Source organism: Enterococcus sp. HMSC076E04 (genome assembly GCF_001814285.1).
GTDB lineage: Bacteria > Bacillota > Bacilli > Lactobacillales > Enterococcaceae > Enterococcus_B > Enterococcus_B lactis.
Genome location: NZ_KV815631.1, coordinates 54729 through 79871, shown reverse-complemented (window position 1 = coordinate 79871; position 25143 = coordinate 54729). Strand labels below are relative to the sequence as shown.

Annotated in this window: 22 protein-coding genes; 17 read left to right on the top strand and 5 right to left on the bottom strand. The window is 38.4% G+C overall.

Translation table 11 applies throughout. The features are described 5' to 3' along the window. Positions 1-184: 184 nt before the first annotated feature. Complete coding sequence (locus HMPREF2961_RS12315) at positions 185-1879, bottom strand: oleate hydratase (RefSeq protein WP_002292503.1); 1695 nt, start codon at positions 1877-1879, stop codon at positions 185-187. A 56-nt stretch (positions 1880-1935) separates the two neighbouring features. After that, complete coding sequence (locus HMPREF2961_RS12310; RefSeq protein ID WP_002287569.1) at positions 1936-2064, bottom strand: hypothetical protein; 129 nt, start codon at positions 2062-2064, stop codon at positions 1936-1938. A 440-nt stretch (positions 2065-2504) separates the two neighbouring features. On the opposite strand from HMPREF2961_RS12310, the gene HMPREF2961_RS12305 reads away from it, so the two are divergent. Together HMPREF2961_RS12305 and HMPREF2961_RS12300 are read left to right on the top strand one after the other, a co-directional pair. Beyond that, positions 2505-2870 carry a DUF1622 domain-containing protein gene (locus tag HMPREF2961_RS12305; protein WP_002316003.1) on the top strand — a complete coding sequence of 122 codons (366 nt, stop codon included), beginning with the start codon at positions 2505-2507 and terminating at the stop codon, positions 2868-2870. Continuing rightward, positions 2867-3232: a DUF1622 domain-containing protein gene (locus HMPREF2961_RS12300; RefSeq protein WP_002292507.1), complete on the top strand. Its 366-nt coding sequence runs from the start codon at positions 2867-2869 to the stop codon at positions 3230-3232. Before HMPREF2961_RS12305 ends, HMPREF2961_RS12300 begins: the two co-directional genes overlap by 4 nt. 160 nt (positions 3233-3392) lie before the next feature. Here HMPREF2961_RS12300 and HMPREF2961_RS12295 read toward each other — a convergent pair whose 3' ends face one another. Next, positions 3393-4820, bottom strand: coding sequence for a helix-turn-helix domain-containing protein (locus HMPREF2961_RS12295; protein ID WP_002316002.1), 1428 nt, complete (start codon positions 4818-4820; stop codon positions 3393-3395). Between the two features lie 469 nt (positions 4821-5289). Here HMPREF2961_RS12295 and tdc point away from each other — a divergent pair, with 469 nt between their 5' ends. From tdc to HMPREF2961_RS12275, 4 genes are all read left to right on the top strand, one after another. Next, entirely contained in the window at positions 5290-7125 is a 1836-nt protein-coding gene (gene tdc / locus HMPREF2961_RS12290) for a tyrosine decarboxylase (RefSeq protein WP_070704855.1), read from the top strand. A gap of 306 nt (positions 7126-7431) precedes the next feature. Then, positions 7432-8910, top strand: a complete 1479-nt coding sequence (locus tag HMPREF2961_RS12285) for an amino acid permease (RefSeq protein WP_025477373.1) — start codon at positions 7432-7434, stop codon at positions 8908-8910. Then, a complete protein-coding gene (locus tag HMPREF2961_RS12280; RefSeq protein WP_025477371.1) occupies positions 8876-10207 on the top strand; it encodes an amino acid permease in 1332 nt (443 codons plus the stop codon). Before HMPREF2961_RS12285 ends, HMPREF2961_RS12280 begins: the two co-directional genes overlap by 35 nt. A gap of 112 nt (positions 10208-10319) precedes the next feature. Next, entirely contained in the window at positions 10320-12872 is a 2553-nt protein-coding gene (locus HMPREF2961_RS12275; RefSeq protein WP_002315998.1) for an HAD-IC family P-type ATPase, read from the top strand. Positions 12873-12878: 6 nt separating this feature from the next. Here HMPREF2961_RS12275 and HMPREF2961_RS12270 read toward each other — a convergent pair whose 3' ends face one another. Beyond that, positions 12879-14318, bottom strand: a complete 1440-nt coding sequence (locus HMPREF2961_RS12270; protein ID WP_002315997.1) for a global transcriptional activator MafR — start codon at positions 14316-14318, stop codon at positions 12879-12881. 143 nt (positions 14319-14461) lie between these two features. Between HMPREF2961_RS12270 and HMPREF2961_RS12265 the strand changes: the two genes are divergently transcribed. Then, positions 14462-14824, top strand: coding sequence for an MmcQ/YjbR family DNA-binding protein (locus HMPREF2961_RS12265; RefSeq protein WP_002315996.1), 363 nt, complete (start codon positions 14462-14464; stop codon positions 14822-14824). A 184-nt stretch (positions 14825-15008) separates the two neighbouring features. Here the strand turns inward: HMPREF2961_RS12265 and HMPREF2961_RS12260 are convergent, their stop codons facing one another. After that, on the bottom strand, positions 15009-15866 hold the full coding sequence (locus HMPREF2961_RS12260) for a LysR family transcriptional regulator (protein WP_070704852.1): 858 nt from the start codon (positions 15864-15866) through the stop codon (positions 15009-15011). Positions 15867-15985: 119 nt separating this feature from the next. Here HMPREF2961_RS12260 and HMPREF2961_RS12255 point away from each other — a divergent pair, with 119 nt between their 5' ends. From HMPREF2961_RS12255 to HMPREF2961_RS12210, 10 genes are all read left to right on the top strand, one after another. Beyond that, a complete protein-coding gene (locus tag HMPREF2961_RS12255) occupies positions 15986-16897 on the top strand; it encodes an ACP S-malonyltransferase (protein ID WP_025477368.1) in 912 nt (303 codons plus the stop codon). A gap of 6 nt (positions 16898-16903) precedes the next feature. Continuing rightward, on the top strand, positions 16904-18550 hold the full coding sequence (gene mdcA / locus HMPREF2961_RS12250) for a malonate decarboxylase subunit alpha (protein WP_002292522.1): 1647 nt from the start codon (positions 16904-16906) through the stop codon (positions 18548-18550). Between the two features lie 101 nt (positions 18551-18651). After that, entirely contained in the window at positions 18652-18951 is a 300-nt protein-coding gene (locus HMPREF2961_RS12245) for a malonate decarboxylase subunit delta (RefSeq protein WP_002292523.1), read from the top strand. Beyond that, the gene (mdcD, locus tag HMPREF2961_RS12240) at positions 18941-20617 is read left to right on the top strand and encodes a biotin-independent malonate decarboxylase subunit beta (RefSeq protein WP_070704849.1); all 1677 of its coding nucleotides are present in this window, start codon (positions 18941-18943) and stop codon (positions 20615-20617) included. The genes HMPREF2961_RS12245 and mdcD overlap by 11 nt, the downstream gene beginning before the upstream one ends. 3 nt (positions 20618-20620) lie before the next feature. Beyond that, complete coding sequence (locus HMPREF2961_RS12235) at positions 20621-21214, top strand: malonate decarboxylase holo-ACP synthase (RefSeq protein ID WP_002315992.1); 594 nt, start codon at positions 20621-20623, stop codon at positions 21212-21214. Positions 21215-21237: 23 nt separating this feature from the next. Continuing rightward, the gene (locus tag HMPREF2961_RS12230) at positions 21238-22323 is read left to right on the top strand and encodes an acyltransferase family protein (protein WP_002329651.1); all 1086 of its coding nucleotides are present in this window, start codon (positions 21238-21240) and stop codon (positions 22321-22323) included. 21 nt (positions 22324-22344) lie between these two features. Beyond that, positions 22345-23214 carry a triphosphoribosyl-dephospho-CoA synthase MdcB gene (mdcB, locus tag HMPREF2961_RS12225; protein WP_002315990.1) on the top strand — a complete coding sequence of 290 codons (870 nt, stop codon included), beginning with the start codon at positions 22345-22347 and terminating at the stop codon, positions 23212-23214. Positions 23215-23325: 111 nt separating this feature from the next. Beyond that, positions 23326-24090, top strand: a complete 765-nt coding sequence (locus tag HMPREF2961_RS12220; protein WP_002292530.1) for a TIM44-like domain-containing protein — start codon at positions 23326-23328, stop codon at positions 24088-24090. Positions 24091-24356: 266 nt separating this feature from the next. Continuing rightward, a complete protein-coding gene (mazE, locus tag HMPREF2961_RS12215; RefSeq protein ID WP_025477367.1) occupies positions 24357-24587 on the top strand; it encodes a type II toxin-antitoxin system PemI/MazE family antitoxin in 231 nt (76 codons plus the stop codon). After that, a complete protein-coding gene (locus tag HMPREF2961_RS12210) occupies positions 24587-24928 on the top strand; it encodes a type II toxin-antitoxin system PemK/MazF family toxin (protein ID WP_070704846.1) in 342 nt (113 codons plus the stop codon). The genes mazE and HMPREF2961_RS12210 overlap by 1 nt, the downstream gene beginning before the upstream one ends. Positions 24929-25143: the final 215 nt, after the last annotated feature.

The following is a 25143-nucleotide window of genomic DNA, read 5'->3' as shown; positions in this document are numbered from 1 at the left end:
ACCATTTTCACAAAATTTTTCTTAATACTCGAAATTAAACGTCTTTTTCACAACCTCTTGATAAACGGTGTTCAAAAGCTTGCATCTGCGATAATAAGTCCAACCAAGTCAAAAACATAAGTAGCTGTTTTTGCTTGGCTGTTCTTATTACTTGATGCAAGGCAGCTTTTTCACAACCTCTTGATTATTCAAACATTTTTTTTGCGGCACGAGCTAGAGTAGGGATGTCTTTGTCGTAACGCGGTGTTTTGACAAGACGGGACATAGGGATGCCCGCAAAATGGAAAGCAGCGATTTCTCCAGAACGTACAGCACTTTGTTCAGTAAAGATCATCTGATAAGGCTGCTCAACAAATTCTCCTGTAAAGGCCAGATTGGTTGAATGCTTAGGAATGACTTTTGGTCGATCACTTTTTGCACGGTTATTAAATAATGCGGAAGCATAAGGCATATAGACAGGGATATTATTTATTACGCTGTCGAAAATCTCTGTTTCTTTTTCCCGAATATTCACTGGACCAGGATCTACTTTTGAAAGTTGTCCGATCAGTTCTTCCAACATTTCTTTTCCGTTCATCTTAATATACTGTTTATCCACAAATTCGCCACGTCGTCTTGGATAAAGGAAATAACCCCAAATAACTGTTTCATTTGGTTTTTGAGACGTAAAATGCGGTTGATGATGCACGACGATAGACATATTGACATCTTTTTGGCCTAATGGCGTGATCGGTGTAGTTGAAATAAATGAATTCAAGGCATTTCCTGGTTCTTGAGTCGTGATACGGGTGATTTCATTCAATAACAGGTGGTTTTTCGTCGTCAGTGTAAAGCTGACCCATTCGCTCGCATCTCGATCCGCGAAAAATTTGTCGGGATTTCCTAAGTTATAGAAACGTTCGCTGGCTTTTTTCCAGAGACTAGAAGCTGCACCATAATCCATATTTTCTACAGCTGGTGTTTCGTAATCTCCCAAAGTAGCTGAATCTGTAATGGAACCATTCGTGAAAATGACCGCTGTATCTTCATCTACCGTGACATGTTCCTCTTCCTGAGTCAATGTATTAGTCATTTTCAAACCAGTGACAGTGATTTCATCTTGCATCGGTGTATCTTTGAATTCCCAGTCAGTGACACGGCGGTTCAAAATGATTTTGCATCCTTGTTCTTTCAAGTACTCGATCAAAGGAAGCATGATACTTTCGTACTGATTGTAACGTGTTCGATTGACGCCCACTAAATGTTCGATTTGAGTGAATTCATAAATCATTTGATGCATATAGCGACGCAATTCTTGAGCAGAACTACGTGTTCTGAAAGCAAATGTTGTTTCCCACATAAACCAGAAGTTTGTTTCAAAAAAGTGTGGATCATCTTTGAAATATTCTTCGATAGTGATATTGTCTAGTTTTTCTTCTTCTGAATCAGGCATGGCAATCAGTTTAGTCAGAAGAATACGGTCCTTGTTGTTGAAGCCCAGTTTTCCGCCGTCAATGATCCCTTTACCACCTTCCATCAAACGTGCTTTGTCAAAGGTACGGTGTTTTGCATCAAAATCTCTCGTATCTTCTTCAGCAGTCATTCCTGGCTCAGTAACAGAAGGTATTCGACTTAATAGATCCATCAAATCTACATAGGTACGGTAATTAAGCATGCGACCGCCTCGAGCAATATAGCCTTTTTGGTTTTCTAATGGATGATTTTTATTCCAATATTCATCCACTACAGTGTCGGTCGGTGCACCATCATTTGAACCGTGATCATCCAATGAATAAAAGGTGATCTGATCCCCTTTCCATTTGCCTTCTTGAATCAAATAAACAGCCGCTGCCATATTGGCAATACCGGCACCAATCATTATTGCTTTACTTTTTCTCATTGTGATTCCTCCAATGTCTTCCAAGTATGTCCGTAGTGATTCAACGAAATAAGATGCTAGATGGATTCAAATTCATCATATAAATGACTGTCATCTTCGAATAGCCCTGTTTTTTTTCCTAGATATGCAGCGCCAAGGGCAAGCAAACCTAAACCGATGCCGACTTTGATTAATTTTTTACTCATGAAAAACGCCTCCTTGTTTTCTCTTTCTATATCCAAGGATAGTTCGTTTTTATGAGAATGCCAAATGATAGGGTGAGAAGAAAAAGGAATTTTTGACAAAAAAGAAGAAGTGTCTGATTTTCCTGTAATTAGTAATAGGGTAGGAAAGAAGAAAAGTTTTGAGGAGATGTATGGTTCTATTTTTAGAAATTTGGGTAAAAAAAGCGCGAGACAGTGCCACTTTGAAAAGCTGATGACGGACTAAGCCTTATTTTAACTTGCTATGTTGTTTTGGATACTTCCATGATGTATGGATGGTATGGAGGGTGAAGAATGAGAAAGGGAAGAGGAGGATTTTAGGCAAGGTGTGATCAATAAAACAACTTTTAAATAGACGAACAAGGTCTCTTTCTTTTACAATAAAAGAATAGGAACAAATCAAAAGAAAGTAGGTAGCTTATATGTTTCACTCAAATTTGATTGAATTTCTAGAATGGATCATTGCTATTTTAAATATTTGTTCTATCGGTATATTAGTTGCTGGGATCGTTCTTGTTCTATTCAAACTTTTTGATTGGTCTCATGTCAAGAAAAACTATGCAGAACGTAATACTCGTAATGCAGATACAAGAAAACTGTTAGCAAGTTATATTTTGTTAAGCTTGGAAGTGCTAGTCGTTGCTGATATCATCGAGTCAGTTATCAAGCCGACTTGGACAGATATTTTGAAGCTTGCACTTATTATTATCATTCGAACAGTCATTTCTTATTTCTTGAATCAGGAAATAGAAGACAAAGAGAAACAAAGAAGAGGAGAGATAGGATGACGACAGAGTTGATGCAGTTTCTTCTTCCATATTTTGAAAAACTTGTACTGGGACTTGATATTTTTGCTATCTGTTTATTGATTTGGGGCGTTTGTCTGTCGATTAAGGATTTCTTGAAATACTTATTTGTCCATACAGAAGCGAAAAACGACCGAGTCAGCGAGAACAATGCTATTAAAAAGATGTTAGGAGGTTATATACTCCTAAGTTTAGAAATTCTTGTTTCGGCTGGGATCATCGAATCGATTATCAAACCTACTTTGCAGGATATTTTCCAGCTAGCTGCATTGGTAGTTATCCGAACGATCATTTCTTATTTTTTAAATAAAGAAATCGGGCCAGTAGACGTCCCAAATAAGTGAGGTTATGAGCCCGCCGTTTATCGAGAGGTTGTTAAGAAGTGGGCAGATTCAAGGAATAAGAAGAAATTTATGAAAATTTCGGCTTATTTCCGAAGAAGTTACTTTTGGAATATTGTTTATTCAGAATAAGAGGCTGTGACATGATGTTTATCACAGCCTCTTATTTATTTTGCACAGCTGAAATGATTGCTCGTTCGATCGTATTGATTGAAATAGGAATAATATTCTCATATTGGACTGCATCCGGTGTATATAATGTACGTTCACATAACACTCGGTTCGAGGGTTGCTGTGCATACTTCTTTATATCAGATATACTTGCATAGATTGTTGGTGCAACTTGAAAATCGAAAGTAGTTACAGCTTCCAAGGCTTCCCGATAAATCAGATAATGAACATCCGAATTTGTGACGATATAGATAGTCAGACGTTCTTTTGTCAGACGGAGAATTCCGCTCAATTCGATGACAAAAGCTCGCATGCAATTAGGATTAAACCGTAGATCATAAGGTAGCCGTTTGGCCCAACTGGAAAAAAGTGTTTGGACGTCTTTGTATAAATTTGCCTGTTCCTCATTTAGAAGATAAAATTTTTCCGGCATGAATAATTGATAGTTATCCCAAGCCGAACGCATCAGATGAATCAGTGCACGTTCAAATGGCTGATTCCCGAATAATTCTTGACGGAAATGAGTTTCAAAGGTAGCAACTAGTTCTTTTATTTCGGGAGTATTATCAATAAACACTTGGTGTAGCTGTTGAAAATCTTCCGCAATCAACTGATAAGAATGGAAACCATAATTACAAAGATTGAACAGTGTCAAAATAAAGACAAATTCTTCTTTTTTATAATAGGTTTGGAAATCAGTGGTTTCCCATGCTGACTCGACATAATTGTAAATAGGACGTTTTTTGATTTCTTCGATAAATGTTGGATCTATTGTCACAGTACCCAACTGTTGGCGCAAGAAACTAATAGCAAAACCAATCGATAAGATTTCTTTATTTTCTTTATCATAAAATCTACCGCTATTCTCCGTTACAGATTCAATGAAACGATCCGCACGTTCAAAAAACGATTCAGGTAGCTCCCAGGACTTAAAGCTGCCTAAACGATAAGCCACATTAAGAAGCAACAGACGTCTTTCCATTTCAGTGAATCGAGGGGAGTAGCGGTCGATTTCGATCCCACAATCATGAAAATAAGCCAATACTTGTTTTTTTAAGGAGTAAGCTTTGCTGACAGAGATGAATTCACACTCAGTTAATTGGAGATAATCAGGTTCATCTTCTTCCAAATAAAGCAGGCAAGTTTTTAAAAACAACGAATTTTGGGTTAATTGCTGCATGATCTTACATCGAGGTATATGTTCTGAAAAATATAAAGTGTAACAATCCTTTTCCCGATGTGTATAAACAATTTGTTCTTCAAATTCTTTTTTTATGTTATTGATATCATTGAGTAAAGTGGTTTTGCAAACATGTAGAAGATTGGAGAGCTTTTCTAGATTGACTTCTTTATTTACATAGAATTGTCCACATAAAAACAGCTGTCTCAAAATATTCTTCTCAATATATTCTTCAATCATAGTAAAGCCTCCATCTTGTATTTTTTTGCACAATATGGAAAATATTATGACATGTTTTCTTTTGGAAATCATCAATTAATTTCTGAAAAAGCCTGTAAATTCCGTTAATGAAAGATTTTTATGTTATAAAAATTGAAAAATAAATATTTTCATTAGAAAATAGATTGTGAATTTCTAACAAGCAAAAGGAATGCAAATACAGTTGATGAATGAATGATGGTCATTTAAGTTATTTGTTCGTTTTTTTTAGACTATCCATTTTAGAAGTCTGATTTATTAAAAAATTGTTCGTTTTTCCACGTTCAATTATCAGAAAAATCCGACTTTATTTATTTTTGTTTGAAATATTCTACGTGAATCTGATGTTATAAAAAAAATTTTCTCATTTTTGGCGCTATAGTGAAGAGGTGTTACAGATAAGCACATGTATCTGCGAGACATTGACCAACGAAATATGGAGGGAAGAAACATGAAAGATATGGATATCAAGGCAGTCTTTATAGGCGACAAAGCTGAAAATGGACCAGTTTACAAAATGTTGTTGAACAAGATGGTAGATGAACATCTTGGCTGGAGAGAAAATTATATTCCTTCAGATATGCCTGCAATTAGCGAAGGAGATAAGCTAACTCCAGATTATCTAGCCACCCGCGACCATATGATAGAAGTCTTGGATGAAGTCAGTCAGCGATTACGCGCAGGATCGATCCCCTGGCATTCAGCAGGCCGTTACTGGGGACAAATGAACGCTGAAACACTGATGCCTGCTTTATTAGCTTACAATTATGCGATGCTATGGAATCCCAATAACGTTGCACTAGAATCTTCTATGGCAACTTCGCAGATGGAAGCAGAAGTAGGACAGGATTTTGCCTCACTATTCAACATGGCAGACGGATGGGGACATATTACAGCAGATGGTTCTATTGCTAACCTTGAAGGATTATGGTACGCCCGTTGCATCAAATCGATTCCTTTAGCTGTCAAAGAAATTCTGCCTGAAAAAGTGAAAAACATGTCTGAGTGGGCTCTTTTGAATCTGTCTGTTGAAGAAATTTTGGAAATGACCGAAAGCTTTACGGATGAAGAGATGGATAAGGTCAAAGCCGCTTCTTCTCGTAGCGGAAAGAATATCCAAAAATTAGGGAAATGGCTGGTTCCTCAAACAAAACACTATTCTTGGATGAAGGCGTTAGATATTTGCGGAGTCGGCTTAGATCAGATGGTTGCTATCCCAGTTCAAGAGGATTATCGAATGGATATCAACGCTTTGGAAAAAACAATTCGTGAATTAGCTGATCAAAAAATCCCGATTCTAGGTGTGGTTGCTGTCGTAGGAACAACAGAAGAAGGACAAGTAGACAGTGTAGATAAAATCATCCAGTTAAGAGAAAAGTTAAAAGATGAAGGTATCTATTTCTATTTACATGTTGACGCTGCATATGGCGGGTACGCGCGTTCACTGTTTTTAAACGAAGCAGGAGAATTTGTGCCATATGCTTCCTTAGCTGAATTCTTTGAAGAGCATCATGTATTCCACCATTACGTAACGATCGACAAAGAGGTGTATGAAGGATTCAGAGCTATTTCAGAAGCGGATTCTATCACGATTGATCCGCATAAGATGGGCTATGTCCCTTATGCTGCTGGAGGAATCGTAATCAAACATAAAAATATGAGAAATATCATTTCTTATTTTGCACCATATGTGTTTGAAAAATCAGTCGAAGCACCAGATATGCTAGGTGCTTATATTTTAGAAGGCTCAAAAGCAGGAGCGACGGCTGCTGCAGTCTGGACAGCTCATCGTGTATTGCCATTGAATGTGACCGGATATGGTCAATTGATTGGTGCATCAATCGAAGCAGCTCAAAGATTCAGAGAATTTTTAGAACAATTACACTTTACTGTAAAAGGAAAAACGATCGAAGTCTATCCACTGAATCATCCTGATTTTAATATGGTCAATTGGGTATTTAAAGTACAAGATTGTACAGATTTGAACGCTATCAATGAATTAAATGAAAAAATGTTCGATCGGTCTTCTTATATGGATGGCGATGTTTATGGTGAACGGTTTATTACTTCTCATACGACATTTACACAAGAAGATTACGGTGATTCTCCGATCCGTTTTATTGAAAGAATGGGTCTATCGAAAGAAGAATGGCAAAAAGAACAGCAAATCACTCTGCTACGTGCGGCTATCATGACTCCTTATTTGAATGATGATCGAATTTTCAATTTTTATACAAAAGAAATCGCCAAAGCAATGGAAAAGAAACTAAACGAAATCATCAAATAGAACTGATTTTTGTGTGAAAGAATAGCAAGAGACATATGGAGAACAGACAATTATTTGCCTCATCAAAACAGTTGTATTTCCCCCTGTTTTTCATATATTCCTCAGCAAGACATTCTTTTTTATAAATCTTTCTATAGTTGGTTCGTTCGTTTCACGTATCAAACCCAGTTCACTAAGTTCGTTCAATGGATGTTTCGGTGATACTGGGTTTTGTACTGAATCGATGAAGCCTTGTCACTTTTGTTATTGAACAAAAATAAAAGAAAACGAAAAACATGTCGCTATTGAAAGAAAGAAGGAATAAAGATGAAAGATGCTGGTTCATCAAAACAAATCACGACCATGACCTTTATCGGGATGACCTGTGCCCTTGTAGCAAGTGTACGAAATATTCCAGATGTGGCAGCAACGAGCTGGACGATGATTTTTTACATGCTGGTTGCCGTATTGTTATATGCCTTTCCGATCTCATTGATCTCTGGTGAATTTGCCGGAATGTTTCCTCAAAAAGGTGGTCCAGAACTTTGGGTATCGAATGATCTAGGAAAAAAATGGGGATTCATTGTCTCCTGGCTGTTATGGGTCCAAATGTTTCCAGGGATGGTGATGGTTGCTTCAGCACTCGCTCCGTTGTTTGGTAATATTATCGATAATGTGCCGCTTGGGCTGAACAGCAAATTTACATTAGTTGTTATTTTAGTTGTTTATTGGATCATCACTTTTTTGAATTTAACATTCGACATGGCAAAAATCGGAGGAAAAATCGGTGTTTGGTTAGGTCTATATGTGCCTTTGACGATGATGCTCTTATTAGGGCTTGCTGCGTGGATCAAAGTTGGAATCGTACCAACCGGAACATTAGGCAATTTTTCATGGGACAAAGTAATACCAGATAGTACGACTGCATCCTCATTTGTTTATTTTGCGCCGATCATGTTTATTTTTACTGGCATCGAAATGTCCTCCGTGTATATCACTCGATTGAAGAACCCAGTGAAAACGTATATTCGCGGAGTATTTGCTGCTCTGATTTTTATATTTTTCGTCAATATTTTGAATGCTTTAGTTGTAGCAAATGTCGTACCAAAAGGTCAAATGGAATTGAATAATATCGCACAATCTATTTCGATTTATTGCCAAATTCTCGGTTTGCCGCATCTTATTGTGAATCTGTTTAGTTTGCTTGTCTTCATCGGTGTGGCCGTCCAATTATCTGCTTGGGCATCAGGACCTGCAAAGACAGTGACAGAAAGTGCTAGAAAAGGTGCGTATCCACCAAAATTCAATTTTTGGAAGACAAATCAATTTGACGTATCCAAATCCGTTATTTTGACTCAATCTGTCATTATCTCAATCTTTGCACTTTTTTATTTGCTGATTCCTGGCGTCAATCAAGCATTTTTGATGCTAGTTAATTCAACTACTGTAATCTATTGTATCGTCTATGTCATTATGGGGATCTCGGTTTTGAGATTACGTTATACACATGCAAAGTTGAACCGTCCATTCAGAATTGGAAAAAAAGAGAACAAAAGCAATCTTGGCGTCTGGGCGATCGTTATTGTTTTATTTGCGGCAATCGGCTTTTCTGTCGGACTGACGATGAAAGCTGGAACATGGATCAATCTAATTGCAGTCACAGCCATCAGTGTCATTTTGTTTGTAGTACCACTATGTATTGAAAAAATAAAGAAACCTTCTTGGGAACAGGAAGTCGCCATGCTGCTTGAAAAAGAAAAAGGTGAACTTGATGGAAAAACCGGCAATGAAACGGACTCTAACTAATCGAAATATCCAGTTAATCGCACTAGGTGGCGCAATTGGAACAGGATTATTCTTAGGTTCAGCAAAGGCAATTGCACTGGCAGGACCAGTTGTTATTCTCGTCTATTTGATATGCGGTGTGGCTATTTATGGCTTGATGCGGGCTATGGGTGATTTGTTTTTAGCAAATAGTAAATTTAACTCTATCAGTGATTTCATTGACTACTATTTGGGTGAAAAGTGGGCCTTTTTTGTCAATTGGACTTATTGGCTTTGCTGGCTTGGAGCTGGACTTGCGGAATTGACAGCAATAGGATTGTATATCCATTTCTGGTTTGTACATGTACCAGCTTTGATAAGCGGAGGTAGTGCATTAATGATCTTAATGGCAGTCAATCTTGTTGCCGTCAAATGGTTTGGCGAATTGGAATCTTTTTTCTCAATCATCAAGATTTTGGGGATTGTTTTTTTTATTTTATTGGGTATAGGTTTGAGCGTCTCATATTTTCATACCCAGTCTATCGGAATCAAAGCAAATTTTGGACAGCTCAATGAATTACTCCCGTTTGGCTTTGCTGGAATGATTGCTTCATTTCCTATGGTTTTATTCAGTTTTGCTGGAATTGAAATGATCGGATTAACAGTTGGTGAGACGAGTGACCCACAAAAGAATTTGAAAAATGCAATCAACTGTCTGCCTTGGCGTATCCTCTTTTTCTATGTAGGAACGATTCTGTCGATTTTATTCGTTGTTCCATGGCATTGTTTAGATTTAAAAGAAAGTCCTTTAGTCACTATGTTGCAAATGATCCATTGCCAAAGCGGGGCAGCAATCGTCAATCTGATGATTCTGGTTGCTTCTTTGTCTTCGGCAAATAGTGCGGTTTACAGTACTAGCAGGATCTTATATCAAACAGCAAAAGAAAAAAGTCTGCCCCCTTGGTTTTGTGCGCTTTCTAAGAAAGGCGTACCTTTACACGGTATTTTGATTACAGGAACGTTATTTCTTGCAGGTCTTTGTCTACATTTTTTTGTCGCTGATAGTCGATTGTTTTTTCAGCTTTTGGCAGGTATGACAACGAGTTGTTTTCTATTTGTGTGGTCTTCGATCTTATGTGCACATATTCAATTTGTTAAAGAAAAGAAACGGAACACTATACCAAGATATAAAGACCTTGCTTTGTTGGTATTTTTTGCGGCCATTGCTTTCAGCTTGTTATTCGAAAGAATGACACGTTTTATTCCTTTTTTATTAGTTATCTGGTTTGTTCTCTTAAGTTTTGTATATAAAAGAATAAGCGATAGAAATATCAATTAAGACTAAATATATCCGGCAAAACGAATTATTTCAGACTTCTCTGAAATAATCGATACGCCTGAAAGATCTCCCTACGTATAATAAAAGTATCAATTAAGTAGGAGGGGATAGGATGAACTGGTATAAATTGACGGTAGAAGATACATTGAAAAACTATCAAACATCAACAGAAGGCTTGTCGCAAGAAGAACGGCAGAAACGCCTGACTGATCAAGGATATAATGAGATAGAAGCAAGACAGCAGACAAAACGATGGAAAAAAATAGTAAAGCACTTTACTGATCTGCTGATGATCGTGTTGATCATTGCCTCTTTTTTGAAATTTGCTTCGAGCGAATACATCGAAGGAAGTATTATTTTATTCGTAGTGATCGTCAACGGACTCGTTAGTTATTGGCAAGAAAGAAAAGCAGAAGAATCGTTGAATGGTTTGAAGCAGCTGATGGGACAAGAAGCGATAGTACTATCGAACGGGATGCAAGAAAAAATTCCTGCGAAAGAACTAGTAAAAGGAGATGTCATTGTCTTACGTGCTGGAGACGTTGTTCCAGCAGATGTTCGGTTGATCGAAGTACATGATCTACTAGTGGAAGAATCGATTTTGACGGGAGAATCAGAAGCATCTGAGAAAAATCATACTGTTTTGGCAGCAGAAGAATCAATCGGTGACCAGAAAAATATGGCTTTTTCAGGAACACTTGTACAATCTGGTTCTGCAGTCGGTGTCGTTGTAGAAACAGGAAACACGACAGAAATCGGTAAAATCAATCAAGCACTGCAATCGGTCGAACAACAAACGACGCCTCTGATCAAGAAGATCAACCGATTGAACAAACAAATTTTTCAAGGCATTCTTTGTTTGATCTTGTTCTTAGTTGTTTTTACAACATTCAGCTATGGCATGGATTGGCCTATCCTTCTTTCAGCTATGATCGCTTTGGTGGTGTCAATGGTACCCGAAGGATTGCCAGCTGTTTTGACCATGATCCTATCTGTCGGAGTAAATGAAATGGCAAAAGAAAAGGCAATCATCAAAGGACTGCCTTCTGTAGAAACATTAGGTTCTATGACAGTGATCTGTTCAGATAAGACAGGGACATTGACAAAAAATGAAATGACAGTTGTGGATGTAGCAGCAAAGGAAGAAACTCGCGTACTGTCTAATATGAAAAATTGTCAGGAGTTAAAGACGAAAGAAGAACAGAAAACAGAAAATTTAAGTGGCAATCCGACAGAACTTGCACTGATTCGACACACTGAAACAGCCAATCTGCCTTTGAAAAAAATAGAAGCAAAGATTCCGTTCAGCTCTGAATACAAATATATGGCAACGATGCATACGGAGGGAAAAGGAGCGGTGATTTACGTCAAAGGTGCGCCAGAAGTATTATTGGCTAAATCAACTCTTTCTTCTTCAGAACAAGAAGCATGGGGTCAAACAGCCACAGCGTTTGCGAAAAAAGGTCAGCGTGTTTTAGGATTTGCTTACAAAAAAGTAGATTCGAAACAGGAACTCACGCATGAGACTTTAACCCAATTAACTTTTGCAGGGATTGCCGGGTTGATCGATCCGCCAAAAGAAAGTGCAGTCAAGGCTGTAAAGGAATGCCAACAAGCAGGGATCTCAGTGAAAATGATTACGGGGGATCATAAAGACACAGCAAAAGCGATTGCGGAACAAATTGGCTTAAAACATACTGCTAAAGTTTTAGAAGGGATCGATTTGGATCTTATGTCTGAAGAAGAGTTGATTCGACAAGTACCAAAAGTCGATGTCTTTGCTCGAACGACACCAGAACACAAACTGCGAATCGTGAAAGCTTTGCAGAAAAATGGAGAAATCGTCGGAATGACCGGAGACGGCGTAAATGATGCACCTGCTTTGAAAAGAGCCGATATAGGAATCGCTATGGGAATCAAAGGTAGTGAAGTAAGCAAACAGGCAGCTGATATGGTTTTAGGAGATGATAATTTCCATACGATCGCAAAAGCCGTAAAAGAAGGTCGGCGCATTTTGGATAACTTGCAAAAGACCATCAATTTCTTCTTACCAACTGCGTTAGCTCAAGGATTGATCTTGATTTGGGCGCTGATACTGAATCGGCCGCTACCTTTGTCCCCAGTACAGATTTTATGGGTCAATATGGTAACGACAATCACTTTATCTTATGCATTAGGGTTCGAGTCGCCAGATCCAGAAATCATGAAGCGTCCACCAAGAGATCCAAAGCAAGGAATCCTATCAGGTTATCACTTGTTTCGGATCATCTATGTCGCACTACTGATCATGGTTCCTGCCTATTTATTGGCTATGCAATTTGAAGGGCAAAGCTTACAGCAAACCATTCTTCTGCAAAATATCGTCTTAGCTCAAGCTGTTTACATGATCAATTGCAGAGAGTTGTCCAAGCCGTCGTTGAACCAAGGTCTTTTGCAAAACAAATCGCTTTTTCTTTCATTGGGTATCCTTGCTTTATTGCAGGGGATGGTTATTTTTCTGCCAAGCGGCCAGCAGCTGATCGGTACAGTAAGTTTAACGATGACACAACAGTTATTGATTGGGGCAAATGTGATTCTTCTATTCTTAGTTGTAGAAATAGAAAAAGGGATCATGAATAAACTGTTTCGCAAAAAAGAAAAAACAGCTAGAGAATTCAGTCGCTAGCCGTTACTATAAAAAAGTTTTGAAAGTGAGTTCAGTCAAACGATTGAGCTCATTTTTCGTTGGAATAGAAGAAATGTATACAATAGGGATATCTAGAGAATCCAGAGGGAAATTGGAAATCAAGATATCTGTTTTTTCAAAAGAAATAGTGGAAAGATCGGTTAGTTCGATAGGTAAGAAGCAGACACGTTTTCCCAAGTAATCTTTTAATTCCTGCTGCAAGAACGCCTTCCATGAAGGTTCTCCTTGGAAAATAAAATAGACATTGAACAAATTCGGTTTGATAGAAAAAATCGTTTGTTGGATCAGTAAAGACAAGAGTTGAAGAAAGTAATTTGGTTCATTGATTTCCATTTCTTTTTTTAGATCGTTCAGTAAATTCTCTTTCTGCTGATACAAGTGTGCATATTGCTGATCATACGTCTCTAAAAAACGATGGTATTGGCGTTCCAAAGGTTCAATCAGTATCGGCGATTCATGATATTTTAATACGAGGAGAGCCAAGTTATCAGTCAGAGATGTTTTTTTTAGTTGATCAAGAGACAGCTCTGAAGCTAGTTCCTCTACAAACGTTTCGAGGACCTCTAAAAATGGAGAATGATGCAGGCAGCGAGCGATTTCTTGTCCATAGTTATTGTTGTAATTCCAACTTTCCAGAAAGCAGAAAGAAGCAAAAGAAAGCTCAGTGTCTTTAAGATAAATACCTTCCGTTAAATACAATTTTTTCAATGCAGAGTCATACAGGGAGGAGAGTGTGCTGTTGATATGGATAGAAGAATCTAATCGGCAATTCGCTTTTATACGGATCGTATTGATAAAGAACCAACATGTTCCGAAAATCTCTTCTGTTTCAACAGCTAGTTCAGTTTGACTGAGGTTTCTTAAAAATTGAAAATAATGGGATTCATGGATCGAATAATCCTCGAAAAAATAGTTGTTATGAGTGAAAGGAATCAGCAATCGATGATAGAAAGTACGAATCGCACGCTCTTTTCCAAGAATACAAGCTGTATATTTCGTCAAATCGATCTGCAAGTCGTAACTTGCTAAACGCTGATTGATTTTAGTCACATGTCTTTTTAATGTCCCATAAGAAAGCCCGTGATCCGCTAGAAAATCAGGGACAGCAACTTTTTTTGTAAAAAGCAGATTTTTCAGCAGCTCAACACTGACTGATTGTTTGAAAAAAATCTCCCAAAGGTCATTTGTTAATAAATTTTGATGGTTTTGCAAACTTATTCCTGCTTGATCGCTGAGGATGTCCCAGCCTTCGGGCAGCTGAGAGCGAATAGATTGAAGGTCAGAAAAAATCGTTCGTTCGGTTGTCCCTATGATTTCAGCTAATTCATTTACCGTTATCTTTGTATGATTCAGCAATTGTTCGACTAAAGAAACATGACGTCGAATATCTTTTTCGGTAATGATTTTTTTCATTAGTGAATACATAAATCAGACTCCCTTCTATTCTAAGAATACGGAGAAAATAAACGGTGGTCAAGTTTCAACTGATCTTTCAACCAGTATTCATTTTTCTATTCTTACGTGGTATCTTTGAATAAAGTGAATCAATAAGAAAGAGATGGAAGCAGATGCTAACGAAAAAAGAACTAATCGATCACATCGATGAAACATACAATTTGTCTCCAGAATATATTTTTAAAAAATTTCCTGATTATTGCGTATTCAGACATCAAAAAAGCAAAAAATGGTTTGGGGTCCTGATGTCTGTTCCAGAAGAAAAAATCTATGATGATGCAAGTGACCATAGGATCATCGACATCCTTGATTTGAAGGTCGATCCTGAACTTGGCGGAATTTTGCGAGGAAAAGAGGGGTATTTTCCAGCCTATCACATGAATAAAGAACATTGGATCTCTGTTGATCTACGTAAAATAGAAAAACTAGATGAACTAGCAAGTTTGATTGATGGAAGTTTCAAATCAACGCAATGAATTCTAGGAAAAATAGAGAAGAGGTTGTGACAGAAGTGTTTAGCTTCAAGAAATAAGAAGGAATTTACGAAAATTGCTTCTCAAATTTTTGGGGAATTTGGGCTTATTTCTGAAGAAGTTACTTCTGGAACACCGTTTGTTCAAAAAAAGAGCTGCGACAAGAATTTTGTCCCAGCTCTTTTTTTTATTTTCCTAAATAAAATTCCCGCATCGTTTTTGCAATCATTTTGATCAAAAGATGATCTTCTGTGAAGCTAGAAGATAAATAAATTGTTCGTGTCAAGGGCAAATCTTTGATTTCCCGCAAGACGAAAGGATCATTTTTATCGTAAGACCAAGAAACTTTTGGGAAAAAGCTAACGGCTAAGCCTTGCTTGACAATAGAACGTAATGTCGCAGGATCATCTGTCGTCGAACTGATCGTCAATTCGATACTTTTCGCTTCAAGTGCTGCATCCAGTGTATGACGGAAGGCATTGCTCTTTGACAGCATCAAGATGGGGGTGCATTGGATATCTTCTAATTGCAGATGTTCTTTTTTCGCAAGAGGATGTTTCTTAGGAATGGCTACATAAACAGGTTCTTTCATGATAGGAATATTGGTCATGCCAGGCTTCATCTCCGAAGTGATGTACAGTACAGGGTCGGTAATATCATCTGGTAAATGATGTTGCATGATCGTTAATTGGATATCAGGATGCTTTTCCATAAAAATTCGGACCAAGTTCGGAATAGAAACAGAGGCTACCTCTAAATACAAAATGACGGAAGTAACGATCTTCTCATTGACCGAAGACAATAATTTGATTCCTTCTTCTAATGTGTCTAATGTCTTGACTGCATATGGATAGAATTCTTCTGCATAAACAGTTGTCTCAATATTTCTGCCGCTATGGTAAAACAAAGGGACTCCTAATTCGTTTTCCAAATGTTTGATCGCACGGCTCAAGGCAGGTTGAGAAATAAATAATTCTTTGGCTGCTTGGGTGACATTTTTTGTTTCGAACACTTTTTTAAAATACTGTAGATGAAGCAATTTCATAATTATCCATCCCATCCATACCTTTTTGTTATGGTTTTTTCTTTTTTTGGCATTTTTTATTATAGCAGAAATTGACTAAGATAGCAGTGGAAAAAGTAAGTGCTAAGGAGGCGAGGCTCATGAGTACAGGTTTCTTATTTCCTGGGCAAGGCAGTCAGAAGTTAGGGATGTTAGCGGATATCCCTGAAATGTACATGGAACGTTTAGAAAATGTGACGGGGTATCGGTTAGTTGATAAAGAAGAAAACTATCAAGATACGGTTTTTATCCAGCTATCATTACTGACAAAAGCAGTATTTTATTTAGATGAAATGGAAAAAAACGGTATTCAGCCTGATATTGCAGCAGGACATTCGATCGGTGCTTTTTGTGCAGCTGTTGCTTGTCGATCTTTGACATTTGAGAATGCAGCGGAACTAGTCTATCACCGCGCAGTCTTAATGAAAGAAGCTTATCCAAGCGGTTATGCAATGGGCGTAGTAGTAGGTGTGACGAGAAGCGAAGCAGAGAAAATTGTAGCAAAAACGTTTGATCCTGACCACCCAGTCTATCTGTCAAATGAAAATTGTCCGATGCAACATACGCTATCTGGGAGTATCGAAGGTTTATCCGTTACGTTGGCAGAAGCCAAACGCCGCCAAGCGCAAACAGCGAAGCTGCTGAAAGTTCCTGTGCCATCTCATTGTCTCTTGATGAATGATACAGTCAAGAAATTCAAGCCGTATATGCAGTCTGTCCATCTATCTGATGCTAGATGTTTGTATATAAAAAATACGGATGGAAGAGCCACTCAGGACGCAGAAGAGATTCGTAAAGATTTGTTGGAAAACCTAGCTTTCCCTGTGCAATGGAACCAAATGATGGACTTGGCAAAAGAATTAGGAATGGATCTGACGATTGAATTTCCCCCCGGCAATACTTTGACAAAGCTGATTCATACAAAATTTGGTGTAGATAAAGGGATCCGTACGATCAATCTAGACCAACATGGTATTGATGACGCCACGTTTCTATATCAAAAATGGAGATGACTAATTATGGAAAAACCAAACCGCAACTGGGCTTCTAAACGCGAAAAAAAAGCGCAGCGATTGGAAAAAATCAGCAACTTGCTCAATGGCAAGTATGTAGAAACTGAAAAAATCGTAGAAGTAATGGAAAAACTGATTGCTCCCGGCGATAAAGTTGTATTAGAAGGCGACAATCAAAAACAAGCAAGTTTTCTTTCAGAAAGTCTTGAAAAAGTAGATGCAGAAAAAGTGAATGATCTGCATTTGATTATGTCTAGTATCTCACGACCAGAACATTTGAATATTTTTGAAAAAGGAATCGCAAGTAAGATCGATTTTTCTTATGCTGGTGCACAAAGCTTGCGTGTCGCCCAAATGATTGAAGACGGCACAATGAAATTAGGTGATATCCATACTTATTTGGAACTTTATGGACGCTTATTCATCGATTTGATTCCAAATGTTGTTTTAGTAGCTGCAGATAAAGCAGATAAAGACGGCAACTTGTACACAGGTTTCAATACGGAAGAAACACCAACAATCATCGAAGCTGCAGCTTTCAAAGATGGTATCGTGATCGTTCAAGTCAACGAAGTTGTCGATTCTTTACCACGTGTAGATATCCCTGGTGACTGGGTAGATGTTGTCGTGAAAGCAGATCAACCTTATCAATTAGAAGCTTTATTCACACGAGATCCTCAAAACATCACAGAATTGCAAATCCTAATGGCAATGATGGCAATCAAAGGAATCTACGCAGAACACGGCGTACAATCTTTGAATCACGGTATTGGATTCAATACAGCAGCTATCGAATTGTTACTGCCAACTTATGGCGAATCACTAGGGTTGAAAGGGAAAATCGCGAAGAACTGGGTATTGAACCCACATCCAACTATGATTCCAGCCATCGAATCAGGTTGGGTTGAAAGCATCCATAGTTTTGGTGGCGAAGTTGGTATGGAAAAATATATTGCTGCTCGCCCCGATGTCTTTTTTGTCGGTAAAGACGGCACGATGCGCAGTAACCGAACATTATCACAAGCTGCAGGACAATATGCCATCGATATGTTTATCGGTTCAACCTTGCAATTAGATTACGAAGGAAACTCTTCTACCGTAACAAAAGGACGTTTATCTGGTTTTGGCGGTGCGCCTAACATGGGACATAATCCTGGCGGTCGTCGTCATTCTACACCAGCATGGCAATCACTTCGCGACAATGATGATCCATTAGGGAAAGGCCAAAAATTAGTTGTTCAAATGGTTGAAACATATGGTTCAAATAAAAAGCCAGTCTTTGTCGAAGAATTAGATGCATTAGCTGTTCAAAAACAGGCAGGCTTAGCCAATGCACCAGTGATGATCTATAGCGAGGATACCACGCATATCGTGACAGAAGAAGGAATCGCTTATTTGTACAAAGCAAAAACAAAAGAAGAACGACAAGCAGCAATTGCAGCCATTGGCGGTGTCACACCTCTTGGGATGACAAGCACCAAAGAATCACTAGACCGTTTGCGTGCAGCCGGCATCGTGAAATTACCAGAAGATCTAGGCATCAAACGTAGTGAAGCGAAACGTTCATTATTAGCTGCACAAACCATCGATGATTTGATCGAATGGTCAGATGGCTTATATGAACCACCAATGAAATTCAGAACTTGGTCATAAAATTGGCGAGGAAAACCTTTTGTCGCCATTTACCCAGATGGAAGAAGAAAGACGAATAAGCAGAACGTGTATGCTCTGTTTTACAAAAAGGGGAGAGATCCATGGAACAATTAGCTTATAAATATCCAACGAAACAGCCGATCAATAAGAAAATCCATGTAGGAGTGGTCGGTTCAGGTGATTTGGAAATCTTGATGTTTCCAACAGAAAAAAAAGAATCTACTGTAAAAATCTGTACAGGAAGCGATGGCTTCGGCGAAGTATGGAACAACGTATTAACGAGATTTTTTGATCGTTATCCAATTTCAGCAGATATCGTGATCAATGACTTCGGTGCTACACCAGGAGTTGTGTACCTACGATTGACGCAAGCAATGGAGGAACTTTCAGATGAAAAATAGTTTTGTAGAATTAAACGCCAGAGAACGAGTGAACGCTCTACTTGACAATGGACGTGAATTGATTGGTCCATTCGATCAAATCATCGCGCCAAGTTTGCCAGCACAAGGAATCGTCCCTGAAAGTGATGACGGGATCGTTGTCAGCCGTGGCACGATCAATGGCAAACAGGCAGTAGTAATCGCTATGGAAGGAAAATTCCAAGGTGGCGGTATCGGTGAAGTTTCCGGTGCAAAAATCGTTGCTGCACTCGAACATGTATTAGAAGAAAACAAAAAAGGAAATGAAATCTTTCCAGTCATCGTACTAGATACAGGCGGTGTTCGTCTGCAAGAAGCGAACTACGGACTGTTATCTATTTCAGAAATCGGAAATGCAATCATTGCTCTAAAACAATATGTACCAGTCATCGGTTTGATTCCAGGACGTGTAGGATCATTTGGCGGTATGTCGATTACTTCAGCATTGATGAGTTATTTGATCGCAACAAAAAAAGCGAGAGTCGGTTTGAATGGACCAGAAGTTATTGAGCAAGAAGCAGGTGTTCGAGAATTTGATTCTAGTGACAAAGACTTGATTTGGAATACATTAGGATCTCGTCAACGGGTAGAATCAAAAATCATTGATGAACTAGTGACTGATAGTGTAGAAGCAATCAAAGCTGCTGTCATCGCAGCAATGGACGAACGAAAAGACACGCATCGCAGTGAAAGCTCAGCATTTTATTTATCATTACTTGATTCTTTGGATCTTTCAAAACCAATGAGCATTGACGATTACAATGAAGCGATTGCTAACCATCAAGCAAAATCAATGGACTTACCAGAAGTAGCAGAAGGAAATGAACCAGCTGCAGCAAGTGTTGGTTACGATTGGTTTGCGGCACTAACTGGCATGAAAAATCCAACTTCTTCTATCAGTACTGTGTATTATGGTAAATCAAGTAAATTCATAGAAGAAGCCATCGTGACCTCGATCGTACCTGATCCTAAAAATCCGATGTACCGTGTACGAAACGGTGAAGTTGGTTTAGTTGAAGGTTTCCGCATGGGACAAATTTTGGATCACGTTTACGAAGAAGATAAAGATAAAAAAGTGAAACGGCCAATCGTCGTTGTGATCGATGTACCAAGCCAAGCATACGGCTATAACGAAGAATTGATCGGTATTCATGTGGCTTTGGCTAATAGTGCTGCTGCTTATGCAAAACTCCGTCAAGCTGGACATCCAGTTATTGGATTGATTGCAGGAAATGCTATTTCAGGTGCATTTTTAGCGCATGGATTACAATCAAGCCGCTTGATTGCTTTAAACAATAAAGAAATCACTGTCCAAGCGATGTCAAAAGAAAGTGCTGCACGTGTGACAAAACGTTCGGTTGCTGAAATCGAAGCAGCTGCTGAAAAAGTTCCAGCTATCGCTTACGATATCAATAATTATACAAAACTAGGAGCAATCTATCACTTCCTAGAAGATATCACCGACCAAGCTGCTTCAGAACAAAATGTCAACAATGTCATCGAAGCAATTAATGAAGCCATTCAAGATGTCCGCAATACAAATGACACGATGCTGACAAATCGATACACGAACGAAACAGCCAAAACATTCGGACGTGTCGAAACAAATAAAGTCCGTGCCAAAATGGACGAAGAATGGGATGCATAAACAATGATTCAAGCACATGATATTGTTCTTTTTGATAAACATGAAATAGAAAGGTTTCCCTTGCCTGAATGGGTCGTTCTCACTGAAAAGATGTTCGGAACAGTCCGTCGTGCGTTGACAGATCACGCCGAAATACTACCGATTGGATTACGTGGCCCTGCCCGCAATCAGAGATGGGCAACAGAAATCTCAAAACATGCTGTCAAACAAGTCATTCATCCGTGGGACATCATCGAACAAGAATCGTATAGACAAGAGGAAATCATGGATTATCCTGTTTATCAGCAATTTCATGCTGCTAGAAACATATTATCAGGATGCAAGTGGGGAATCGGCGGCAGCTTAGGATTTGAATTATCAACTGGGATTCCGGCAGTAAAAGAAACCAGTGATTTTGATTTGCTGCTGTACGCAGATTCTCCGATTGAATTGCCAATTCAGGCAATTCGATCGCATCCTGCTTTTTTTGAGCAATTCGATACCCAAGTAGTGACTCGGCAAGGCGGATTTTCACTAAAAGAGTATTTGAGAGAGCCAGAGAAAAAAATTCTATTGAAAACAGTCGAAGGACCTAAATTAACCAAAGAACTTTGGTAATAAAGAAAAAGAGAGAGAAAGAGATGTTTGAAAACAAAAAAATCAAAATCAACGTAAGTGACTTCCAGAAAGTATCAGCTGTAACGGCTGTTATGATGCAAACGATATTGAGCTTTGCTTTGGCAAACAGCCACAGCGCAACAAATACAGCTTTTCTTGGTACCTTTTACGTCATCGTTAAATACACAGCACCAATGTTTATTTTTGCAATTGTCTATAATATGGTAAAAACAAGTCAGCATTTGTCTTATTGGGAATTTTTGAAAGAAAAGTTTTTTGAACTAGTCGTTCCGTATCTTCTATGGACGACGGCTTATCTTTGGCTATTTCCAGCAGTCCAACAACAAACTCCGTATACGGATACTGCAAGCTTTTTACTGAAATATGTCACAGGTGATGGAGCGCCTCATTTATGGTATACCGTGATGATGCTGCAGATTCAATTGTTCATGCCGTTTTTTGTTTGGCTCGGTTACAAAGTATTTGCTAATAAAAAATATGTATGGCCAGTATTGATTGGTTCAACGATTTTATATGTTGCATGGTATCTGTTCTATCAAACACAAGTATTGACTGGTCCTTATCATGACAGCTGGTACTTGTTAGATCGGTTTGTTGCTAGTTTCATGATTTACGGGATTTATGGGGTAGCCGCATTTGTTTATCACGAAAAAGTCTATCAATATTTGGACAGAGTACGTTATCTTTTCTTACCTGTTGGCTTAGTTATCGCGTTCTTTTCTGTCCGTTCATTGCTCGCACATCCAGGAGACTTGAGCTTTGCGAATGCGCCTTACTTGAATACGATCCAAAGTTTGTACAGCTTAGTCATCATCTTTGCTGTCTTCATGGGCGCTTCAAAAATGATTGTAAATGATTCGCCAAAATTACCATTGTTCAAATGGTTGTCTGTTTATGCTTACCGTACGTATTTAGCCAATGTATTTGTGTTCCAAGTACTGTTGTTATTGTTTAAAGATAGTTGGCTGCAGTTACCTTCAGGAGTCATGATTCTTGTAGCTTATCTAATGACGGCAAGTTGTGCATTTGCTTTAAGCTGGTTGCTTCACATCATTTGGGCAGCCATCAAAAAAGGGTTCAACAAGTAATAGAAAGAAGGAGTGAGTGTCATGATAAATGACGAACGAAAAAAAGCAGTGACTCAGCAACTCGCTGCGTTGGTAGAGGAAGCATTGCTCGCAGAAGTAACATTAAGCCCAAAACCTGGATTAGTGGATGCACTGGATGCGGGTGCACATTCCGATATGGACTATGCTTTATTTCTTAAGTCTGCGAAGACGCTGACTCCTTTTTTTGAAGAAATGGCTCAAATAGCATGGCAACATGCTATCGATCAGGAGTTAAGAGAAAAGATTGCTGAGATTGGACGGAAAGCGGAAAAAGCGATGTTGATTGCTACAGATGGCATCAATACCCATAAAGGAGCGATTTGGGCAATGGGGCTATTGACCAGTGTGACTGCACAAAAAATCAGTATGGAACAGCCTTTTTCTTTAACGGAAATACTCGGTGATGTCAGCAAGCTTGCTGCTTTTCCTGATACAAAATATCGTCATAAAAAAACCACTCATGGGCATACGGTGAAGCAAAAATACGGCGTAAATGGTGCATATGAAGAAGCAGTGTTGGGTTATCCGCATATCAGGCTTGCAATCCAAGCTGCTAAGGAGCTAGATAATGATTCTGATGTACAGAAACAAATGCATATGTTGTTAGTTTTGATGAGTTCCTTAGATGACACCTGCGTATTGCATCGCAGTGATCAGAAAACGTTAGTGGAAATGCAAAAACTTGCTCATGCTGCTAGTCAAAGTGCTTTACCAAATCGTCCATTTATAGCACTGTTGCACTTTTGTCAGGAAAACCAAATCTCTCCTGGAGGAAGCGCAGATCTTTTGTCTGCCAGCTTGTTCATGCTGAAGATAGAGGAAATATGGGCTGCCAACACATATGTCTGTCCGCTGTTACTCAATGAGTAAATTAAGACAAAACTGCTAAAAAAACAGTTTATGCATCTGGTTATTGACTCTTCTTTTCGGCAAGGCTATGATAAAAATAGTTTTTTGTAATAAAAGATAACGAGGAAGACAATGAAAAAAATCAATTATTTAGCAATCATTTTGTTAGTGGGGTTATGTTTGTTTGCTTTGCCTACCCAAGGATTCGCTGTCGCAGGTGGTCATGGCGGCGGAACATCTAGCGGTCGAAGTTCGGGCAGAAGTTCATTTGGCGGTCGTTCATATGGGGGCAGTTATTTTGGCAGTCGTTCTTACGGCAGAGATTCTTATGGGTATTATGGTCCAAGTACAGGTCCTTCTAGTTATGAGCAAACGGGATTTCTTGCATTAGCTGTTTTGTCAGTAGGAGGGGTTTCCGCTTTTTCTATCGTCAAGAATAAAAGACAAAAGAAAAGGCTGAAAGCGGAGATATTGTCCCGCATGTCAGGAACGGCTAAAGAAAAGAAAGCACAGTTTCTGGAAATCCAAAAGATATTCATGAAGATCCAATCCGCTTGGGAAGAAGAAACTCCTGAAAAAGCCAGAAGCTGTTATACAGACAAGCTGTTTGCCGAACATCAGAAAGTTCTGCAAAAAAACAAAGCAGACGGTGTAAGAAATCATACTAAAAAAGTAACTATTCAGGAAGTAGGAAATTATCGACAGATCCACGAGAATAGTTTTGCCATCCGAATTGATTTCAGATGCTGTGATTATTTAGTTGATCGAAAAGATGGACGCTTGATCTCAGGAAGTACGACGCAACGACAGTATTTCTCTCAGATATGGTATTTTGATTTTTCTGAGAAAGAAAAAAGATGGCAGGCCGATTTTATTCAGCCGATTATGCTGGATTGACAAATAAATAAAACAGCTCACTAAAAAGTTGAGCTGTCAGACTGTAGACAAAGGTATCCCTTGCCTCTTTACGAAGAGTGTAGGTTGTTACTTTTGTCTATTTTTGTATAGAAATAGAAAACATTTGTCTCCATTTCCAAGCTGCTAATTTTTCAAAGTGCACCATTTCTCAAAATGCTTTTGATCATTTCTCCATCTAGTTTACAAAGGGTACTTTTGCGTTACTTAGTGTTGTGTAGTATACTTTTACTGAAGAGGTGATGATGATGCTTGTTACAAAATCTAGATTACAAGGAAGTTCTGTAGTGGTTACTTTACCTTCTGATAACGGAAAGAAACCTTCAGAAAACCAAGAATATATCGTTGTATATTCTGACGATGGGACAATTACGTTAGTTCCAAAAATTGAAGATCCATTTAGTGGTGGAGAAGAGGCCGAATATTATGAAAAAGACGAATGGGAAGATTTAACTCCTGAAGGGAGAGAAAGGTTATAGTGTCAGAAGAAAGAATTTATATTCCTAAAAAAGGTGATATTGTGTGGATTGATTTTGATCCTTCGATAGGAAAAGAAATTCAAAACAGACGACCAGGACTAGTCGTCTCTCGTTATGAGTTTAATCGTAAAACAATGTTTTCGGTCATATGTCCGATTACTTCCACGATAAAGAATTTACCGACACGTTACTCATTACCAGAAGAGCTAGATATAAAAGGACAAGTACTTATTTCTCAATTAAAATCACTTGATTTTAAGGAACGAAGACTCAAAAAAATAGAAAACCTGCCATTGCAAGACATGGCTAAAATTGATCAGATTATACAATATATGTTTTAAGCGTTGTAACTAAACTCTACAATATTTTTATATGCTAAACTTAACAAAATTTTTTGACATTTAAAAAGAAAAGTGACAATAAAAAATAGCATCTAAATAGCAATGACCCCCAAATTTAACTCTTGGGGGGACATTTCAAAAGGGATAAGAAAGCAAACATTCTCGTCGTATCTGACTAGTGAAAAAGATGGCAGGCCGATTTTATTCAGCCGATT

Bases quoted from the DNA above. Each gene is read 5' to 3' on its own strand.
- mdcD (WP_070704849.1), top strand. From the start codon at position 18,941: ATGAAAAATAGTTTTGTAGAATTAAACGCCAGAGAACGAGTGAACGCT.
- HMPREF2961_RS12295 (WP_002316002.1), bottom strand. From the start codon at position 4,820: ATGATTGAAGAATATATTGAGAAGAATATTTTGAGACAGCTGTTTTTA.
- HMPREF2961_RS12220 (WP_002292530.1), top strand. From the start codon at position 23,326: ATGAAAAAAATCAATTATTTAGCAATCATTTTGTTAGTGGGGTTATGT.
- HMPREF2961_RS12315 (WP_002292503.1), bottom strand. From the start codon at position 1,879: ATGAGAAAAAGTAAAGCAATAATGATTGGTGCCGGTATTGCCAATATG.
- HMPREF2961_RS12255 (WP_025477368.1), top strand. From the start codon at position 15,986: ATGAGTACAGGTTTCTTATTTCCTGGGCAAGGCAGTCAGAAGTTAGGG.
- HMPREF2961_RS12270 (WP_002315997.1), bottom strand. From the start codon at position 14,318: ATGTATTCACTAATGAAAAAAATCATTACCGAAAAAGATATTCGACGT.
- mdcA (WP_002292522.1), top strand. From the start codon at position 16,904: ATGGAAAAACCAAACCGCAACTGGGCTTCTAAACGCGAAAAAAAAGCG.
- HMPREF2961_RS12280 (WP_025477371.1), top strand. From the start codon at position 8,876: ATGGAAAAACCGGCAATGAAACGGACTCTAACTAATCGAAATATCCAG.
- HMPREF2961_RS12310 (WP_002287569.1), bottom strand. From the start codon at position 2,064: ATGAGTAAAAAATTAATCAAAGTCGGCATCGGTTTAGGTTTGCTTGCC.
- HMPREF2961_RS12245 (WP_002292523.1), top strand. From the start codon at position 18,652: ATGGAACAATTAGCTTATAAATATCCAACGAAACAGCCGATCAATAAG.
- HMPREF2961_RS12260 (WP_070704852.1), bottom strand. From the start codon at position 15,866: ATGAAATTGCTTCATCTACAGTATTTTAAAAAAGTGTTCGAAACAAAA.
- mdcB (WP_002315990.1), top strand. From the start codon at position 22,345: ATGATAAATGACGAACGAAAAAAAGCAGTGACTCAGCAACTCGCTGCG.
- HMPREF2961_RS12285 (WP_025477373.1), top strand. From the start codon at position 7,432: ATGAAAGATGCTGGTTCATCAAAACAAATCACGACCATGACCTTTATC.
- tdc (WP_070704855.1), top strand. From the start codon at position 5,290: ATGAAAGATATGGATATCAAGGCAGTCTTTATAGGCGACAAAGCTGAA.
- HMPREF2961_RS12300 (WP_002292507.1), top strand. From the start codon at position 2,867: ATGACGACAGAGTTGATGCAGTTTCTTCTTCCATATTTTGAAAAACTT.
- HMPREF2961_RS12265 (WP_002315996.1), top strand. From the start codon at position 14,462: ATGCTAACGAAAAAAGAACTAATCGATCACATCGATGAAACATACAAT.
- HMPREF2961_RS12275 (WP_002315998.1), top strand. From the start codon at position 10,320: ATGAACTGGTATAAATTGACGGTAGAAGATACATTGAAAAACTATCAA.
- HMPREF2961_RS12235 (WP_002315992.1), top strand. From the start codon at position 20,621: ATGATTCAAGCACATGATATTGTTCTTTTTGATAAACATGAAATAGAA.
- HMPREF2961_RS12305 (WP_002316003.1), top strand. From the start codon at position 2,505: ATGTTTCACTCAAATTTGATTGAATTTCTAGAATGGATCATTGCTATT.
- mazE (WP_025477367.1), top strand. From the start codon at position 24,357: ATGCTTGTTACAAAATCTAGATTACAAGGAAGTTCTGTAGTGGTTACT.
- HMPREF2961_RS12230 (WP_002329651.1), top strand. From the start codon at position 21,238: ATGTTTGAAAACAAAAAAATCAAAATCAACGTAAGTGACTTCCAGAAA.